Source organism: Candidatus Egerieousia sp. (assembly GCF_056211015.1).
This window is the reverse complement of sequence record NZ_JBAELF010000076.1, coordinates 1-19503: the sequence shown is the minus strand read 5'-3', so window position 1 is coordinate 19503 and position 19503 is coordinate 1. Positions and strand designations below refer to the sequence as shown.

General features: G+C 47.4%; 15 protein-coding genes. 11 read left to right on the top strand and 4 right to left on the bottom strand.

The window, feature by feature from the left end; translation table 11 throughout:
* Positions 1-794: 794 nt before the first annotated feature.
* The gene (locus tag AC06L3_RS05595) at positions 795-1070 is read right to left on the bottom strand and encodes a hypothetical protein (RefSeq protein ID WP_475669639.1); all 276 of its coding nucleotides are present in this window, start codon (positions 1068-1070) and stop codon (positions 795-797) included.
* A 519-nt stretch (positions 1071-1589) separates the two neighbouring features.
* On the opposite strand from AC06L3_RS05595, the gene obgE reads away from it, so the two are divergent.
* Both obgE and AC06L3_RS05585 read left to right on the top strand, forming a co-directional pair.
* The gene (gene obgE, locus AC06L3_RS05590; protein ID WP_475669638.1) at positions 1590-2582 is read left to right on the top strand and encodes a GTPase ObgE; all 993 of its coding nucleotides are present in this window, start codon (positions 1590-1592) and stop codon (positions 2580-2582) included.
* 54 nt (positions 2583-2636) lie between these two features.
* A complete protein-coding gene (locus tag AC06L3_RS05585; RefSeq protein ID WP_475669637.1) occupies positions 2637-2939 on the top strand; it encodes a hypothetical protein in 303 nt (100 codons plus the stop codon).
* Between the two features lie 146 nt (positions 2940-3085).
* Here AC06L3_RS05585 and AC06L3_RS05580 read toward each other — a convergent pair whose 3' ends face one another.
* From AC06L3_RS05580 to AC06L3_RS05570, 3 genes are all read right to left on the bottom strand, one after another.
* Positions 3086-3658: an adenylate kinase gene (locus AC06L3_RS05580; RefSeq protein WP_475669636.1), complete on the bottom strand. Its 573-nt coding sequence runs from the start codon at positions 3656-3658 to the stop codon at positions 3086-3088.
* 15 nt (positions 3659-3673) lie between these two features.
* Complete coding sequence (locus tag AC06L3_RS05575) at positions 3674-4225, bottom strand: phosphoribosyltransferase (RefSeq protein WP_475669635.1); 552 nt, start codon at positions 4223-4225, stop codon at positions 3674-3676.
* Positions 4226-4291: 66 nt separating this feature from the next.
* Positions 4292-4957, bottom strand: coding sequence for a phosphatase PAP2 family protein (locus tag AC06L3_RS05570; RefSeq protein WP_475669634.1), 666 nt, complete (start codon positions 4955-4957; stop codon positions 4292-4294).
* 197 nt (positions 4958-5154) lie between these two features.
* Here AC06L3_RS05570 and AC06L3_RS05565 point away from each other — a divergent pair, with 197 nt between their 5' ends.
* From AC06L3_RS05565 to glgP, 9 genes are all read left to right on the top strand, one after another.
* The gene (locus AC06L3_RS05565; RefSeq protein ID WP_475669633.1) at positions 5155-5634 is read left to right on the top strand and encodes a hypothetical protein; all 480 of its coding nucleotides are present in this window, start codon (positions 5155-5157) and stop codon (positions 5632-5634) included.
* Positions 5631-5897, top strand: coding sequence for a helix-turn-helix domain-containing protein (locus AC06L3_RS05560; protein ID WP_475669632.1), 267 nt, complete (start codon positions 5631-5633; stop codon positions 5895-5897). Before AC06L3_RS05565 ends, AC06L3_RS05560 begins: the two co-directional genes overlap by 4 nt.
* A 104-nt stretch (positions 5898-6001) precedes the next feature.
* Positions 6002-8260: a hypothetical protein gene (locus AC06L3_RS05555; protein ID WP_475669631.1), complete on the top strand. Its 2259-nt coding sequence runs from the start codon at positions 6002-6004 to the stop codon at positions 8258-8260.
* 121 nt (positions 8261-8381) lie between these two features.
* Positions 8382-10277 (top strand): ArnT family glycosyltransferase, encoded by a 1896-nt coding sequence (locus AC06L3_RS05550; protein WP_475669630.1) that lies wholly within the window; start codon positions 8382-8384, stop codon positions 10275-10277.
* Positions 10274-12265, top strand: coding sequence for an alpha-amylase family glycosyl hydrolase (locus tag AC06L3_RS05545; RefSeq protein ID WP_475669629.1), 1992 nt, complete (start codon positions 10274-10276; stop codon positions 12263-12265). The genes AC06L3_RS05550 and AC06L3_RS05545 overlap by 4 nt, the downstream gene beginning before the upstream one ends.
* A gap of 28 nt (positions 12266-12293) precedes the next feature.
* Positions 12294-14237 carry a glycogen debranching enzyme N-terminal domain-containing protein gene (locus AC06L3_RS05540; protein WP_475669628.1) on the top strand — a complete coding sequence of 648 codons (1944 nt, stop codon included), beginning with the start codon at positions 12294-12296 and terminating at the stop codon, positions 14235-14237.
* Positions 14234-15520, top strand: coding sequence for a glycosyltransferase family 4 protein (locus AC06L3_RS05535; protein ID WP_475669627.1), 1287 nt, complete (start codon positions 14234-14236; stop codon positions 15518-15520). The genes AC06L3_RS05540 and AC06L3_RS05535 overlap by 4 nt, the downstream gene beginning before the upstream one ends.
* Positions 15517-16704: a glycoside hydrolase family 57 protein gene (locus tag AC06L3_RS05530; protein WP_475669626.1), complete on the top strand. Its 1188-nt coding sequence runs from the start codon at positions 15517-15519 to the stop codon at positions 16702-16704. The genes AC06L3_RS05535 and AC06L3_RS05530 overlap by 4 nt, the downstream gene beginning before the upstream one ends.
* 34 nt (positions 16705-16738) lie before the next feature.
* Positions 16739-19297, top strand: a complete 2559-nt coding sequence (gene glgP / locus AC06L3_RS05525; protein ID WP_475669625.1) for an alpha-glucan family phosphorylase — start codon at positions 16739-16741, stop codon at positions 19295-19297.
* Positions 19298-19503 lie beyond the last annotated feature (206 nt).

Sequence of the window (19503 nt, the reverse complement as noted above, 5' to 3'; positions counted from 1 at the left end):
AATAATTCTGGGAATGTCCAGATTGAAGTAACTTGCGAAAAGAACGGATATGTAACGCAGAAAAAGAGATTCAACTTGCGTTCAGTGATTGATCAAAAAGAAGTCTCAACAAAATTCAATCTCGTCAAAGACGAATAAGATCGATGCTATTAATACTTGAATACAATCGGGAAGGGTTATGCTTTCCCGATTTTTTTCATTCAACAATCCATCACTGCAAATCGTGGAACATAATTGTGTAGGTGGTAGGATACAGTTGCCCTCTTCATTCGTGAACATGAGAACCATAGTACATATGCAATTCTCAATGCCTGCTGCCAATAGCTGAATCCGAAACTCAACTATCTCGGTCGATCTTTTCTTGCAGCTGACCTACAGTGGATGATTCGGAAAAAGTAACCACATGAGTTTGTTATTTCCGGAAGAGTTGGCACCTTTGTAACCGTAATCCCCGGATGTCCCTGAGCAATCAAACATTCGGGTTTAGTCTTTTTATAGGGGCATCACAAATGGCGGCTGTGACAAAGGATGAAGCGAAGTCAAGTAGATTTTTGCAAATATATTTTGCAAAGTAAAAAAGAGTAAATAACCTTGCATATCTCATTGACCATGGTGTTAAAGGAGGTCACGGGGTCGCTACGGCGATCCTTGTTTTTTATGTACCTTCCTCTTCTGCCGCAGCGCGAGCCATGATGTCACGAATCAGTTCATCAGGTGTGAAGTCACGGTTTACCTTTTTCTTCCATTCATCATATTCCTTCTGACGCTTTTCAGCATAGTTCGGATAATCACCATTACCTCATCATCGAGCTCCGGAAGAGCGGGCTGGTGGAGGTGTCGTAGGATGAGGTGTCTATCGGGTCGATGGCCGTAATATCGAGTGTGAAGATGCCTGTCCAGTCATCCTGGCCCAGGATGACGGGGATGGCTGCCATATCGTGGAACTGGAGGAGTTCTCGGGCGAGGGGGCTGTCGGCACGGAATGGTGCGGCGCCGGTCTTGCGGAAGATGTCCCGCAGACTCAGTTCTTCTACTCGATAGTTGTGAAGGATTTGTTGTTTGATGTCCATAGAAATCATTGATTTTGGATTTGCTTAGAGCAAAGCTAAATCTCTTCTTTCTATGGTCCCTTTTTAAATAATTTTCCTGGGGGAATTTTCAATTACTATCTACAACAATATGTTGATAATACGTGTTTTACATACTTGGTAATCCATTTTACGTGCAGTTTGGCAATTGACTGCTTGGCAGTGCGGGTCTGGAGCCAGGGGCATTCCTGTTCATTGGTTATAAAGCCACTTTCTATCAGAATAGTCAATACATTGTGTGCTTCAGACTGTAGAATCAAAAGGTGACTAATGAATGTTTTCCAAACGATTTCAGTATCATGCAAATTCACTATCTTTGCAAGTCAGAAGGATGAAACTTGACATAAATTGGCCACAACAGACCAATATTCGTGCAACAAAGCAACTTTATTAATTTATGCTTGTTATGAGGTTTGTTTTTGATTTTTCGACAAAAACTGTTGCATATCTGTTGCACGGGAGCCTTTCAAGTTTCACCAATTCGCTGACAATACGAAAGTTATGGCCGATTCTAATTTCATAGACTACGTAAAGCTGTTCCTGGCTTCGGGAAAGGGAGGCAATGGCAGCACGCACATGCGCAGGGAGAAGTTTGTGCCAAAGGGCGGTCCCGACGGAGGTGACGGCGGCCGCGGCGGGCATATAATACTCAGGGGCAGCAGCCAGTTCTGGACGCTCATCCATTTGAAATACAGGAAACATATAAAGGCCGAGGAAGGCGAAAGCGGCAGCGGGCAGCTCAGCAAGGGCGCTAACGGAAAGGACATTTATCTGGATGTTCCTCTGGGAACCGTTGCAAAGAATGCGGAGACCGGCGAGCAGATATGCGAGATTACCGAAGACAAACAGGAGGTGATTCTGCTTCGCGGCGGCCGCGGCGGTCTTGGCAACGCATATTTCAAGACAGCAACCAACCAGACACCTAGGTACTCCCAGCCGGGAGAGGACGGAGTTGAAGGCTGGTACATACTTGAGCTCAAGGTTCTTGCAGATGTTGGCCTGGTAGGCTTCCCCAATGCCGGCAAATCAACCCTGTTGTCAACGGTATCCGCTGCAAGGCCCAAGGTTGCCGATTATGCTTTCACCACGATGGAGCCAAGCATAGGTATAGTTTCATACTATGACGACAAGTCTTTTGTCATGGCTGACATCCCCGGTATCATTGAGGGTGCATCCGAAGGCAAGGGCCTGGGTTACAGGTTCCTGCGTCATATAGAAAGAAACTCCGTGCTGCTTTTCATGGTAGCGGCGGACAGCAAGGATATCCTCAAGGAATACAGGATTCTGCTCAACGAACTCAAGAAATACAATCCTGAACTTCTTGACAAGCAGCGTGTTCTGGCTGTTTCAAAATCAGACCTCCTGGATGAGGAACTCATGGCTGAAATCAAGCCTCATCTTCCACGCAAGATTCCTACAATATTCATTTCATCCGTTACCGGGATGGGTATAAAGGAACTGAAGGAGATGCTCTGGGCCGCCATGCACGAATAATCACCGCTACGGCCCCAATTCACTGAATCATCTTTTCAAAGCTGTAATCGGCCTATGGAACAGGAGCGGCTTTTCAATGCGAATTATCTGAAAGTGCTGGCGGGGAATTTCATGCTGTATTTCTCCTTCATGCTGCTTACCCCTCTGCTTCCGCTATACATAGCCGATACTTTCACCGGCGACAAGCAGATGATAGGCGTAGTGCTTTCCGGTAATACGGTGGCTGCGCTTGTGATAGGTCTGGGTAACGGCCATATGTTTCCGGCTTTCCAGGCAATGTTCATCAACCTCGCACCGCACAACAAGAGGGGAACAGCCAATTCAACATTGCTCACCAGCTGGGACCTGGGGTCCTGAGCAGGAGTGCTGATCGGAGGCGTTCTGGCCCAGGCAATAAATTACCACGCAGCTTTCTGGGCTGCGTGGTTGTTGAATTTCTTCGGGGCCGCTTTCTATTTTGCGTTTGTCCGAGGTCATTTCCTGAGAAACAGACTCAGGTGAGATCATTGTTCTCGGGTGAGCTTGACTATTGAACCGAACACTTCCTTTATTGTTCCCTGGCCGTCGATTTCGCTATAGAGGCCTTTCTCTCTGTAGAAGTTTATGAGCGGTTCGGTGCGGGCATGATAAATGTCTATGCGTGTCTGAATAGTATCGGTCTTGGCATCGTCGGCGCGGCCTTCAATACGTGCTCTGTGGGCTATCCTTTCAAAGATGAACTTGTCCGGAAGGCTTATGCAGATTGTATTGGTAATGCCGTATCCTTTCCTGGCAAGCATACTGTCCAGATCCTCCGCCTGTGACACTGTTCTTGGGAATCCGTCGAATATGAACCCTTTTGCCTGGGGATTCTGGTCAATTACCTGTTCGATTATTGTTTCAACGATGGCATCCGGAACGAATTCACCGTTGTCTATGAGCTTCTTGACCTGTGCACCAAGTTCAGTGCCTTTTGAGATTTCCTTGCGCAGAACGTCACCTGTAGAAACGTGAACGTAGCCAAGTTCCTTGACCATCAATGCGGCCTGGGTTCCTTTTCCGGCCCCCGGAGGCCCTAGCAGAATATAAAATTTCATTATCTTACAATTTTTTTAGTCTTCCTGATTTGTATCAAGAACGTATAAATCCTTGTACTGGCGTCCCATCTGGTTGTAATCAAGCCCGAAGCCAAGGACAAAGTCGTTAGGAATCTCAAATGCAGGATAATCCACCTCTATTTTCCTGATGCAGGCCTTGGGCTTGAAGAATAGAGCGCTTATCTTCACGTCGGCCGCTCCGGCATCCTTCAGAATTTTGGTGAGTTCAGCCATCGTTGTGCCTGTGTCAACAATATCTTCAGTAATGATTACTGTCCTCCCTGCCACGGAAGTAGTGAGGCCAAAGACCTGAGTTACTGAGCCTGTGGTTCTTACGCCATTGTATGAAGACAGTTTGATGAAGGAGAGTTCACAAGGAAAATCAATTTTCTGCGCCAGCGACGCTGTGTACATGAATGCGCCAGTCATTACTCCCAGCATGATAGGTGTGTCCACCCCTTTCATGTCCTTGTTCAACCTTGTGGCAACCTTTGATATGGCCTCCTCTATCTCCTGATTGGTAAGATAGAGCTTGAAATACTTGTCTAGAACTTTTATTCGATTCATTCTCACTGCATTATAGGCTCCTTGAACCTATTTACAACTAATGGAAATCCGGCTGCAAAGATACAGCTATTTATTGATTTTCCTTATATATTTTACAGCGATGGTATATACATAATAAACCAGTATGGCCGCTATCAAACCGTATAGCGCACCGCAGAAGACATCGCCCGGGAAATGCTTCCCAACGTACACTCTGCTGTAACCGACCAGAGCGGCCCAGATGAAAATGAAGCAGCTGTACCAGCGGTTTCTGATTATGAGTGATGAAATCAGTGCCAGCCCGAACAGGTTGGCAGCATGGCTTGATACAAAGCCGTATAGTCCTCCGGCATCTTCAAGCAGCCTGAGCTTGTCCATCATGAGAGGATCATGGCAGGGACGCAGTCGGCAGATAGTGTATTTGAAGAATTCTGCGGAGCCGAAATCACAAAGACCGAATGTGGCCACAACGGCCGCTATTGACGCAAACAGCATCCAGAAGCGTTCCGTTCTGAACCATCCGGTATTTCCGCCATTATCGGAGAAGTTCGAATGCTCATGCTTGCTATTATAGAATTTGCGGAAGATGAGCCAGAATATGAATATGTAAATCGGAACGCCTGTGAGAGGATGGGTTATTACCGGCATCACTGCGTCACCGAATGGGGAGTACCAGCCGTTCAATGTGCTGAACAGATTACGGTCTGCCTGTACCAGCTGTTCCAAAGCCGTATTCGCTGAATAAATGTTCATATCAAAACCGTGTAGTAAGTTCTTTTGCAAAAGTAGCATTATTGGCGTTCAATTGAAAATCCGTGGTAAGTTTTCGGAAAGTATATACGTTTCAGGAATTTTTTGTTGGAAAAAATCATTCTCTTTGTGCCTGAACGGGAAACGGTTCGATATGTAAAAAAAATAGCATATATAACAAGTTTTATTATTTTTGTGTTTTGAAGAAGGATACCACATTAGAGGAAATTACTTCATCGGAGGTTGTAACGATATATTCCATCAGTTTTGAAAAGGATGGTACAACTGAATTTGAAAAGTTTGTTCAGGAATTTGAGAACAATGCTGTCTTTAACAGACAGCTGAACTATGTGCTGGCAGCACTTGACCGGATTCTTGAAAAGGGAGCCTTGGAGCGTTTCTTCAGGCCAGAGGGAAAGATGAATGACAATGTTCAGGCGTTGCCGATTGACAGGTGCAAACTAAGATTATACTGTATGCGCTTGTCTGATGAGGTGATAATACTTGGCAATGGAGGCGTAAAGGACGCAAGGGCATATGAACAAAGCAAAAAACTCAATGGTTATGTCATGGATCTTCAGAAATTTGATGCACTCTTGAAGAAAGAGATGCTCTTGGGAACAATAACAATAGAAGGGCGTACAATAATAGGAATAGAAGATAAAGTATTCAGGATATGAAGAACAAAAAAAAATGGTTCGAGGACAAAGTAAAGGCTGTTCCGCCTGAGATCTCCGAGGAAATGAGGCTATCATCGGATGTCGTCAGCCGGCTTGACCATATCTTGAAGACAAAAGGTATTACTCAGCGTGAACTGGCCAGAAGAATGGGTCGAAGCGAGGCTGTTGTATCAAGATGGACTACCGGGTTCCCCAATTTGACTTTGAAAACCATTGCAGAACTTTCCGTTGCTGTTGGAGAACCGTTGATAGTTGTTCCTTAGTTTTTTCCCCGACTATGAATCAATTCCTGGAAAGTATATACGTTTCAGGAATTTTTTGTTGGAAATAATCATTCTCTTTGCATTGAAAAACTTTTGAAGGCAAGATGGGGGAGAGGATGAAGATGGAGCGGGTGGACCAGCGGAAATTGAGGGTGGCGGCGAAGTTGTTTTTCGTTGTTCTAGCAACGATGATTCCATTCGGGGCATTGGCACAGAGTGGCGATGAGGATGATTCTTTCCTTGCTGCGCTTGAGGAGAGTTGCCAGCAGAATATTGTGAGCCCTCTGCCTGTAAACAGGCTGGATGCGGCGGCACTGGTATCCAGCGGGATCTTCACGCAGTGGCAGTCCGACATCATAGTGAATTACAGAAAGGAGTCCGGCTCGATTCTTTCCGCCATTGAACTTGCCTCACTATTGGGCTGGGATGCGCAGGCTGCAGAAATCCTTGAGAACTACATTGATTTTTCAACAGCTTCTCAAAGACGTAGCAAATTTGAGTCTTATGCTTATTCAAAAGGTAGATTGTGGAACGATTGGCAGAAGGAACGGCGGGAGAAAGGCTACGTTGGTTTACCGATAGCAAGCAATCTGAGATTCAAGGGCAGTGTGAACACATCTTCCGGGAACGCTTGGAATTATGGTGCACTGGTTTCGAACAGCCGCGGGGAAAGATTCGCTGATTTCTATTCTGCCTTTGTTTCGTATGATGCCGGCAATCAAAGGAAAAGGCAAAAAGGAGTGAAACTGCTCAAATTCGTGGCCGGGGATTTCACGGCAAAGTTCGGGCAGGGGCTCACAGTCTGGAGCGCAAAGGGGTGGAACAATTTCGGTTCAACTATGCAAGTCGGTTCGGGTTCGTACTGCAAGCGGGGCTATGTCATAGGAGGCAGGAACAGCAGTTCAGAGGACGGCCTTTTAAGAGGCGTTGCGGCAAGTGTATCATTGTTCAATGAAGATGGTGCCGCAAATATGGCAGGAAGGGTGGCTGCGGAGAATTGTAGTGGAAAATTGCAAGTCGGGTCGATATCAATGACCGGATTCATGTCATACAGGCCGTGTGATGCAAGAATCAAGGACGGCTTCTATACGAATCTGCTCAGCGGAAGTCTGCACAACACTGAAAGTCTGCTTGAGGCAAAGAATGCAGTCAATGAACTGACTGCGGGTGCCCGTCTGGAATTCCTCGGTGTTTTCGCAGGCAAAGGAGTTATGGATGACACTGCTTCAGATGTCTGGAACTATAAACTTGGGGTGAATGCAACAGCCTGGTTTCTGGATAAGTTCAATGCTGCCTTCTATGGCAAGACGAGTGTTCAGGACTACAAGAAGTATCAGCAGTTCAATTCAAGTCACGCAGATTTCTCAGTTGATTTTTACCTGACACACAAGCAATGGATTGTATATTCAGAGGCCGCAATGGATGCCGGTGCGAATATGGCATTCCTTGCCGGAATTTCAGGGCCGATTGCGGAATGGAACATTTCCGCTCATACACATTTCTACAGCAAGTCATATATTGCACCATATTCAGGAGCCGTTTCTGCAAGCGGTGGCACTTCAAATCAGCGGGCCTTTGCTCTGAACATACAACGTAATTTCCATTACAGATGGACTGTTGCGGTGTGTGCAGGAACTGTGTATTTTCCATGGGTGAGATATCAGTTTCCTTACCCGTCGCAGTGGAATATGCTGAATGCGAATCTGGCACTGAAACTTGCTTCTTCCAATTACAGACTGCAAGTGGGAATCAAGGATGAAAGGCCTGTGGTGAGCTGGATGAGGCCTGATGGGAGTGCTGAGGGGAAATGTGCCAGAATGCGGCTGAAAGCCGGACTCAGCGCCGCTTATGTCTTTTCACATGATGGTGCGGGTGGCGAAATGGGGGAGAGTTCGATAGTACTGACGGCTGAGATGTCATCAGCGTACACGGCTGCAGATTCGCAGGACATAATTCTGGATTCAAGCGCAGGATTGGCAGATGCAATTAAAAGAGGTGGAAAGAAAGTTGGGAGAACTTCCTGGCGTATGCAATGCAAAGTGAAACTGCCGCTTGTCCTTTCTCTGGCGGCCGGAGTGTTCTATTGTCCGGAGTGGGCGGGGAGGATGTACGCTCATGGTTGCCAATTGCCATATTCTTCCTCGAGCACCTTGCTGTATGGAAGCGGCTGGCATTGGGAGGGAATGCTGAAACTTGACTCAATATTCTGGAGTGCACTGGGCGTGAAATATTCAAGCCATTTGAATCATTTTCAAATATATGCAAGGATGTCGGGCGTGAATTACCGGAAAGATGCACTGAACGCTTCACTCGGCAGGAAGAATGCTTGCGAGGCATCGTTCGGCATAAAATTACGGTATTAGGATTTATGATTAAAAAAATATAACTTTGTAAGTTAAAATGGTGTTTTATAATCTGTTTTGAAATAAGTGGTTCAAAACAGATTGCAATCATTAACCCAGAATAGAAAATTAATGTTCAGATATGAATAAACGTCAGATTTTTAAATTCCTGCTCATTCTTTGCGTGCTGGCATATCTCCCTTTTTTGGGATTGTTTGATTACAACACAAAAGGAGAGCCCAGAGAATCAATAGTTTCGTATTCAATGATTGAAGACGGTAACTGGATTCTGCCAAGAAACAACGGTGGCGAAATGGCATACAAGCCGCCTTTCTTCCATTGGACAGTTGCTCTGGCTTCCCTGCCCGCAGGTCAGGTGAGCGAATACAGTTCAAGAGTGCCTTCGGCCATTGCTTTCATACTGCTTATTCTGGCCTCCTTTGAATTCTTTGCAAAACGCAACTGCCATAAGATGAGTCTTGGATACGCTCTCATGATATCATTTGCGGCTGCGCTCATCAATTTGAGCTGCAATGAACTGCATAGGGCGGGAAGCAATTGTAGGGTGGATATGGTGCTCACCTTCTTCACTGTGTGCGCAATGTTCCTGCTTTACAGATGGTGGGAGAGGGGAAGCAGGCGTGTTCCTGTTGGCGCCATTCTGCTCATGAGCTGCGCAACGCTTACCAAAGGCCCTGTTGGCAGTATCATCCCTTGTCTTGTGACAGGTGTGTTCCTGCTGCTCAAGGGCGTGAATTCCTGGAAGGCGTTGTGGAGAATGTTCTATATTGGAATCCTCAGCCTCGTTATTCCGGCCGTATGGTACTATGCCGCCTGGAGGCAGGGTGGACAGGAATTCCTGAACCTTATGCTTGAGGAGAACATTGGAAGGATGACGAACACAATGGCTTACGATTCGTGCAACGAACCTTGGCCATACAATTTCCTCACATTGATCATAGGTTATCTTCCATATACCATATTGCTGCTCGTATCAGTGTTCACCTCGCTCAGGCACATCAAGGGAGTGAACAAGGAAATAGCCAACAGTGAATTTGCTGAGGAGCATCAGCTTAACAAGGAACTTGAGTTCGGAAGCAAGAACGGAGTAAGCAGGTGGTGGAGCAAGGCTGTAAGATGGGTGCGCAATCTCAGCCCGCTTGAACTTTACTCACTGGCTGCAGTTGTTATAATCTTTGTGTTCTATTGCATACCTCAAAGCAAGAGAAGCGTATATCTTATGCCTATGTATCCTTTCCTGAGCTACTTCATTGCAAGATATCTTTTCTGGCTTGCGAGCAACAGAAAGAAGGTGCTGAAGCATTTCAATACCTTCCTTTGCTGCCTGGTGCTGGTTGTCACCGCAGTATTCGTTGCCGTGAAACTGGGCGTTGTTCCGGATACCGTTTTCAGCGGGAAGCATGCAGCCCAGAACATTGCAATGCTTCATTCCATTCAGAACATAGGCGGCGTAATGAACATCCGTTCGGTCATTGAATGGATCTGCATTGCCTTGAGCGTAGCTGTATGCCTGTACTGGTTCGTGGTGAAATCAGGCGATGGAAGGAGCCGGTTCTTCAAGAAATGCTGCGTTACTCTTGATTCCAATGGCAATGTCCAGGAGAACAACTACAATGGCTATGTCTTCTATATGCTTACTATTGTTGTTGCAGTGTATTTTGCTGTTGATGCCGCATACAAGCCTGCCGTCCTCAATGCAAAGAGCGTGAAACCTATAGCTCAGGAGCTCAGGACAATCTGTCCTGCTGAGGATGGCCTGATGTACGAGTACATAGAGGAAGGTGAAACGGCGCTCGGTGATCCTCTGCACTATTTCGAGTTGAATTTCTATCTTGGAAACACCATAGAGAACTTCAAGAAATCACAGCCGCAGAAGGGCTTTCTCCTGATTGGACAGAAGGATGCGGACATGCGCCTTGGAGAATTCGAGCAGCAGGGCTACAGGTTTGAACTGCTCTATTCAACTGACCGCAAGGTGGCCGGCCAGCTGATGAACGTTTACAGATTTGTGAAATGATATATATAAAGGACAAATGGTTGGAACCCTATAGCGAGGCTATAGACTCGCGACACGCCAGAATCCTGACTGAAAAGGCAAGACTTTTTGGCGGCGGAGAGGTGTCACGTGCCGTGAACAACCATTTGTACTACCCTCTTCGCAAGGAAGCAGGGCCTGCGGGCCTTGAGTGGGTCATAAGGGAATGGGCTCCGGGAGCCTCCAGAATATACCTCATAGGTGATTTCAACAATTGGAAGCGCACACAATCATATTCTTTCACCCCGATAGGTAATGGAAACTGGGAGCTGCGCCTGCCTCTGATGATGCTTCATCACGGAAACCTTTTCAAGTTCTTTGTGGAATGGCAGGGAGGAGGTGCGGAGAGACTGCCGGCATACGTCACTCGGGTGGTTCAGGACGAACGGACCAAGATTTTCTCTGCGCAGGTCTGGGACCCGCAACCTTTTGAATGGAAGAATCCACAGCCTGTGATTTCCTGTCCTATGATTTATGAATGTCATATAGGAATGTCTTCCGCTGAGGAGAAGGTGGCTTCATTCAATGAATTCAGTGAAAAGGTGCTGCCGCGCATAGTGCGCCTTGGATATAACACAATTCAGATAATGGCTTTGCAGGAGCATCCGTACTACGGCTCCTTTGGTTATCAGGTCTCCAATTTCTTTGCGTTGAGTTCAAGGTTCGGCACTCCGGAGGAGTTCAAGGCGCTTGTTGACAAGGCTCACGGACTTGGGCTGGCCGTTATAATGGACCTTGTACATTCACATTCCGTAAGCAACGAGAATGAGGGGATAGGCAGGCTTGACGGTAATGAAAGCCTGTATTTCTACAAGGGCGTGCAGGGATGGCATCCTGCCTGGAAATCAAGATGCTTTGATTATGGTAAGGATGAAGTGAAATACTTCCTGCTGTCCAATTGCAAATACTGGCTTGAGGAATACAGACTGGATGGATTCCGCTTTGACGGTGTTACCAGCATGCTTTACTGGGATCACGGACTTGAACGGGTGTTCACCGGCTATGACGATTACTTCAACAACGGCGTGGACGAGAATGCCGTTGATTACCTTGCCTTTGCAAATATGCTGGTTCACGAAATCAATCCGAACGCCATAAGCATAGCCGAGGATGTGAGCGGCATGGCTGGGCTTGCGGCACCGTTTGAAGAAGGCGGCCTTGGATTTGATTACAGGATGTCAATGGGCGTTGCTGACCATTGGATAAAATGGTTGAAGGAAAAGCGTGACGAGCAATGGTCCGTGGGAGAGATGTGGTATGAACTGACCAACAAGAGAGCCGATGAAAGGACCGTGAGCTATGCAGAGTGTCACGATCAGGCTCTGGTTGGAGACAAGACTCTTGCATTCCGCCTTATGGACAAGGAAATGTATTACGGAATGTCGGTCGGTTCGCAGAACCTCATCATTGACAGGGGCATTGCCCTGCACAAGATGATAAGACTCGTGACCCTTGCCACTAACGGAGGAGGATATCTCAATTTCATGGGCAACGAGTTCGGACATCCCGAATGGATAGACTTCCCAAGGGAAGGAAACGGGTGGTCCTGCAAATATGCAAGAAGGCAGTGGAATCTTGCCGATGACCCTGCCCTGAGATACTCGCAGCTTGAGGCGTTCGATGCAGCCATGATTCATTTCTGGACCAGATGCGGAAGCAATGAAAATCCTGAACTTCTGTATATACATGAGGACAGACAGGTATTGATTTTCAGAAGAAAGAATTGTATCTTCACATTCAACTTCAGTCCGTTCGGCTCGTACGAAAATCTGAGATTCAAGGTCAGGGATGGCAGGTACAGGATGGTGCTGAACACTGATGCCGGATGTTTCGGCGGCTTTGGAAGGCTTATGGAAGGGGAGGAGCATTCCACGGAGGACGGTGAACTTGCATTATATATACCGAGCCGCTGCGCAATGGTCCTTGAATTCCAGAAGGAGCAGACGGTCAGAAAGGGGAAGAAACGATAATTGAAACAGAAAGTATAATTGCTATAAGATGATATCATTGAAGTTTAACAAGTCGGAGCTGGTGAATCTTTCCTACTCCTTGAGAAGGGAAGTGTTGGAAGCCAACAAAACCGGTGCGTATTGCAACACCTCAATAGTTAACTGCAATACGAGAAAGTACCACGGCCTGCTTGCCGTGACGCTTGACAGGTTCGGGGGTGACAGATATCTGTTGCTGTCGCAGGTGGATGAAAGCCTGATTGTAGGAGGAAAGCAGTTCAATCTGGGCATACATTGCTACGGCGATATTTATGAACCGCGGGGGCATAAGTATGTGGTGGATTTCGATGCCAATCCTGTTCCGCAACTCACTTTCAAGGTGGGTGAAATGCTTTTCAAGAAGAGCATGCTTCTGGTTCCTGACAAGGATCAGGTTCTTATCAAGTATGAACTTGTAGCCTCTCCGCATCCGGTGCAGCTTTCCCTGAAACCTTTCCTGGCATTCAGGAACATTCACTCGCTCACGCACAGGAACAATGAGGCTCGCACCGACGGAATACCTGTAAGCAACGGAATGTCCTACAGGATGTATGCAAACTTTCCGGACCTTTATCTGCAACTCAGCAGGAAGGATGTGAAATTCACGGCCGCTCCTCATTGGAACATGAACGTGACCTACTCCGATGAGTACAGGCGCGGGTTCGACTGCAATGAGGATCTGTTCGTTCCCGGTTACTTTGACATAAAGCTCAAGCAGGGCGATTCAATAGTGCTTTCCGCATCGCTTTCGGCGGAGGAGCCTTCACAGCTGCTCAGGAAGTTCAACAGCCTGTTGAAGAAACGGACAGGTGCGGAAACTTTCCACGACCAGCTTGTGAACTGTGCGGACAAACTGATTTCCCGCCACAACAACAGACTCAAGATAAGCGCAGGCCTTACCTGGATGTACACAGGCCTTCTGCGCGAGACACTGCAGTCACTTGCAGGATTGACGCTCTATGGACTCAACGATCCTAAGCAGTTCGAGGAGATTCTGGACAATCTGATAGAGGACGAGCAGCAGAGACTTTTCCACAGGACAACACAGGTTGAATCGCCTTTGTACCTTGCCGTAACCCTGCAGAAATACATCAAATGGGGTGCGGACGAAAAACATGTCTGGGGCAAGTACGGAAAAGTGCTGATGCAGGTCCTTGAAAGTTATACGGGAGGGCACAGGCAGGAGGTTACAATGCATCCTAACGGTCTGCTCTGGGCACAGATGGAGGGAGTGGCCCTCACCTGGATGAACGCCTACATCAACGGCAGGGCAGTTACCGAAAGGGCAGGCTACCAGGTGGAAACCAATGCTTTCTGGTATAATGCCATCTGCTTTGCACTGGCGATGGAGAATGAATACAATCCGCAGAACAAGGACTTCATTGAGCGGTGGAGCCAGATCAGGGATATGGTCAAGGCCAACTACCAGAAAACGTTCTGGAACCCCGAACTCGGCTATCTTGCGGATTATGTGGATAATTACGGGCAGAACATGGCGGTCCGTCCGAATCAGATATATGCCTTCTGGGTGAAATATTCACCTGTTGACGAGGACTTGGCGCCTTCGGTTCTCCGTGTAATGAGGAATGAGCTTGTTACAGCACGCGGGCTGAGAACCCTTTCTCCGCGCGATGTAAACTACAAGGGAGTTTACGACGGCAGCCAGCTTGAGAGGGACCTTGCATACCATCAGGGCTCTACAAGAACCTTCCTTCTGGAGCCTTACATAGATACAAGGCTCAGAATTTACGGCGATGGTTTCATAAGCAGGGCCAAGTGGCTGATGAAAGGCTTTGTCGAGGATTTGAACAAGCACGGAGTGGGGGCGGTTTCAGAACTCTACGACGGTGACCCTCCTCACGAGCCGCACGGAACCATCTCCAGTGCAAGGGGAACCGCCGCACTGCTTGCCGTGGAGCATTTGTTGAACGAATACGGGGAGGCTGCATTATGAAAGTGCTGATGTTCGGATGGGAGTTCCCACCACATATTGCAGGAGGTCTGGGTACAGCCTGCAAGGGAATAGTTGAAGGTTTGGCCCACAATGGAGTGGAAACCATCTTTGTGATGCCTAAGGCCAGCGGGGACGAGGACCAGAGCTGTACTACAATCATCAATGCAAGCGATGTTGAGGTGCGGACAGCAAGTACTGTTGCAAGTGAATGCTTCAACAATGTGAAGTTCCTGCATGTGGATTCCAACATTGTGCCATATGTTGAGCCTGAGGAGTATTTTAGGACAATAGAGATGATGAAGCGCGAGCACAGGTACGAGACAAGGATAGGTTTCGGGCAGAAATTCAATTTCTCCGGCAAATATGGAGCCAATCTCCTTGATGAGGTTGCGCGCTACGCTCAGGTGGGTGGAACCATCGCTGTGGAGCATGCTCACGAAATAGATATCATACATGCGCATGACTGGCTTACATACCTTGCCGGAATAGCTGCAAAGGAGCTTACCGGGAAACCGCTGGTTGTTCATGTCCACGCCACTTCATTTGACAGGGGCACCGATGATATGGTTGATTCCAGAGTGTATGAGATAGAGAAGAGGGGAATGGAGGCAGCCGACAGGGTTGTCACCGTGAGCGACCTTACAAGAAACATTGTGATCAACAGATACGGTATCAATCCGGACAAGGTGTTCACGGTTCACAATGCGGTGGATTTCAGCGGAAAGGAGGATATACAGGTTGAGAGGGGAATCAAGGACAAGGTGGTTACCTTCCTTGGAAGAATCACCTATCAGAAAGGTCCGGGATATTTCATAGAGGCGGCTGCAAAGGTTATCAAGAGAACCGAGCACGTGCGTTTTGTAATGGCGGGCAGCGGTGACATGATGGAGAAAGCCGTCTTGCAGGTTGCAAGATTCGGCATAGCCGATCGTTTCCATTTCACTGGCTTCCTGCGCGGTGCTGACGTGCAGAAGATGTTCGCACTGTCTGACGTATATATAATGCCTTCAGTTTCAGAACCTTTCGGTATTTCACCGCTTGAAGCCATGCGTACCAATGTGCCTTCTATCATTTCCAAGCAATCCGGTGCTGCCGAAATTCTCAAATATGCCCTGAAAGTTGATTTCTGGGACGTTGATTCCCTGGCCGATGACATTTACGCACTGGTCAAGTACCCCGCTCTTTCCAGATTTGCCGCAAACCACGGATATCAGGAAGTGAATAACATTAAATGGAACAGCGCAACAGCCAAGTTGAAACAAGTATATCAGTCACTGTTATGAAAAAGTCAATCTGCTTATATTTTGAAGTGAATCAGCCTACAAGGCTGCGTACATACAGGTTCTTTGATATAGGAAAGGATTCGCATTATTACGATGACTTTGCCTGCAGAACCAACATACACAAGGCATCGGCCAATTGTTATCTTCCAATGAACAGTTTGCTGCTCAATGCCATAAATGAAAGCAACGGTGCTTTCAAACTGGCTTTCTCAATGCCTGGAACGGTAATCGAACAGTTTGATAGGTACGAGCCAGCTGTAATAGACAGCTTCAGGAATCTTGCCCTCAGCGGCAACGTTGAATTCCTTTGCGAAACCTACTTTCATTCTCTGGCATCGGTGGTATCGGAACACGAATTCGCACATCAGGTGGAGAAGCATAGGAAGATTATCTACGATTATTTCGGAGTCAAGCCCGGGACATTCAGGAACACCGATCTTATTTACTCGGACAATATCGGCGAGCAGGTTTACAGACTGGGCTTCAACGCAATGCTGGTTGAAGGCGCAAAGCATGTGCTTGGCTGGAAGAGTCCGAACTATATATACAGTCACGATACAATTGATTCCCTCAAGCTTCTGATGAGAAACTATTCATTGAGCGATGACCTTGCCCTGCGTTTCAATGACCGGAACTGGAACGAATGGCCGCTTACAGCGCAGAAGTATCTTGACTGGATCAAGGCTTCCGAAGGAGAGCTTGTGAATCTGTTCATGAATTATGAGACATTCAACGCTTCGGCAGGAAATGGTATAATGGAATTCATGAAAGACTTCATTGTCAGGGCGGTGGCGGATCCTGACATTGAATTCGTGACACCTGCGCAGGCTGTAAGGAATTTCAAGGCGCTTGATTCCATCTCTGTAATGCAGCCGGAATCCTGGTCAAAGGAGGAGAGGGACTTAAGTGCGTGGCTTGGCAATGAATTGCAGCAGGAGGCCTTCAATAAGCTGTATGGCCTTGCGGAGAATCTGTATGTCCTGAACAGGGAGGATCTGTGGATGGACTTCGGACGTTTGCAGGAGAGCGAAATGCTTTATTACATGTCAACGAAGTATTTCTCCGGCAAGAATGCACTGAGGGGAATTTCTCCATACGATACACCGTTCGAAGCATTCATAAACTATATGAACGTGCTCAGCGATTTCATAATAAGGGTGAACAACGCCCTGGAGGAAATGTAGAATTATCAGAAAACAAATCATATAAATCTAAAACATGTATTATACATTATCGGAACGCCCTAATTGGGGTAGTGTAATGGTTACAAGGCATCTGCCCGAAGCTCTGGCCGGCCTTGAAACCTTGTGCAAGAATCTGTGGTGGTGCTGGAACGACAATGCCAAACTTTTATTCAGGACTATAGATGAGGAATTGTGGCACAAATCAGGACACAATCCAATGGTCATACTAGACCAGGTCAGCATCAAGCAATACAACAAACTGGCGCAGAGCCAATCCTTCCTCAGACAGCTTGGCTCAGTGATGGATGAGTTCAATGAATACATGAGCAAGAAGAGCGAGCGCACTGAACCTTCAATCGGCTATTTCTGTATGGAGTATGGAATAGATTCATCACTTCAGATATATTCCGGCGGTCTTGGAATTCTTGCGGGAGACTATTTGAAGGAAACCAGTGATATGAACGTCAATCTGGTTGCAATAGGCCTGTTCTACAAATACGGATACTTCACACAGCATCTTACAGCCCAGGGCAACCAGGAGGCGCAATACAATGCACAGAACTTCATGAAGACACCTGCCACTCCTGTTCTCAATCCGGACGGCAGCTGGCTTACCATCAAGTTGAGAATGGACAACAGGGACATGTATGCCCGTATATGGAGAGTGGATGTGGGAAGAACCGAACTTTACCTTCTTGACTCGGACTTCGAGGCCAATTCGCCTCAGGACAGGCAGGTTACCCATCAGCTTTACGGAGGAGACTGGGAGAACAGAATCAAGCAGGAGATGCTTCTAGGAATAGGTGGAGTGCGCACATTGAGAGCTCTCGGCCTCAATCCAACAATGTACCATTACAATGAGGGACACGCTGCGTTCGCAGGTCTGGAAAGAATGCGTGAATACATACGTGAGAAGAACATGTCGTTCGATCAGGCGCTTGAACTTGTAAGGGCATCTGGCCTGTTCACCACACATACTCCTGTTCCTGCAGGGCACGATTCATTCTCAGATGATTTCATGGGGCGCTATCTTGGTGCGTACATGGGCCATCTGGGTATAGACTGGAGACAGCTTATGAGCCTTGGAAAGATAAATCCTGACAACAATCAGGAAAAATTCAGCATGAGCATACTTGCGGCCAACATGTCCCAGAACGTAAACGGAGTATCAATGCTGCACGGAGATGTGAGCAAGCACATCTTCTCCAATCTTTATCCGGGGTACCTGCCCGAGGAACTGTACATAAGCTATGTTACAAACGGAGTTCATTATCCTACATGGACTTCAGTCCATTGGAAAAAACTTCATGCGCAAGTGTTCGGAGAGGAATTCAAAACCCATCATTACAACAAGAATTGTTTCGATGGTATATACAAACTGAGCGACGAGGATGTGTGGAATGTGAGGAAGGTCCTGAAGAAAGAGCTTGTCAAAGCCATTCTTGAGAGGATAGCGAGCCCATCGATGAGCGCTCATTATTCACCGAGCCAGAAAGTGACAATTGCGGAGACTTTCCGTGACGATGTGCTTACCATAGGCTTTGCGCGCCGTTTCGCAACTTACAAGAGGGCCACTCTTCTTTTCTCAGACCTGGACAGACTCGATGCCATAGTGAACAATCCACAGCGTCCTGTGCAGTTCGTGTTCGCCGGCAAGGCCCACCCTGCAGACGGAATGGGACAGGATCTGATACGTCAGGTCATTGAGATCTCAAAGCAGGAGAGATTCCTTGGAAAGATAATATTCGTGCCAGGTTATGACATTTCATTGGCAAAGAGACTTGTTCAGGGCGTGGATGTATGGATGAACAACCCAATAAGACGTCAGGAGGCTTCCGGAACTTCGGGAGAGAAGGCTTCCATGAACGGTGTGATGCATTTCTCAGTGCTTGATGGCTGGTGGGTGGAAGGCTACAGGAAGGATGCTGGCTGGGCCCTTCCTTTGGAGAAGACATATGCGGATCAGGGCTACCAGAATGAGCTCGACGCCGCTACACTTTACGCAACCATAGAATCTGACATTGCACCGGAATATTATAACAAGGACGCTGCTACCGGACGTTCCGCACAGTGGATAAACTACATCAAGAATACAATTTCGCAGGTTGCAAGCAATTTCACCACCAACAGGATGCTTTCTGATTACTGCAATCAGTATTACATTCCACAAACTGAGCGTTACATCAAGCTTGAAGCGGATGACTGCAAGCTGGCCAAGGAGATTGCAGACTGGAAACTTATGATGAGGAATGAGTGGAACAACATACGCGTGCTTTCCTACAGAAGGCCTGATGCATCATATACTTTGTCTCCTCAGGACAAGGTGATGAGCGAGGTTGTAATTGACCTTGGCCGTATCAAACCTGAACATATAGGTGTTGAAATGCTGTTCACCACCGTGGATGGCAATGGCGTGAGCCATATCCAGGAGGTTTCCGAGTTTACTTTGGAGAGTGTTGAGGGTTGCGTTGCAACTTACAGGACATCACTGCTCCCTGAGAGGACCGGTATGTACCAGGTTGGAACCCGCATCTATCCTAAGAATCCGTTGTTGCCGCACAGGCAGGATCTGCCGCTGGTAAAGTGGCTGTAGTTCATTATACTACGATGGATGCGCAGGATACTGCCTGCAAAAGAAAATTCGCCTTTCCGGGGCGAATTTTTTTTGCAGGCAGTACCTGCGCCACTTATATGGAATCATGCGTAAAACCCTGTGTTCAGTTCAGGCAAGTGGCAGAATGCCAAAGTGCCAGAGTAACAGAGCACAAGGCGCAGTATAAAATGAAAATCACCGTCCAC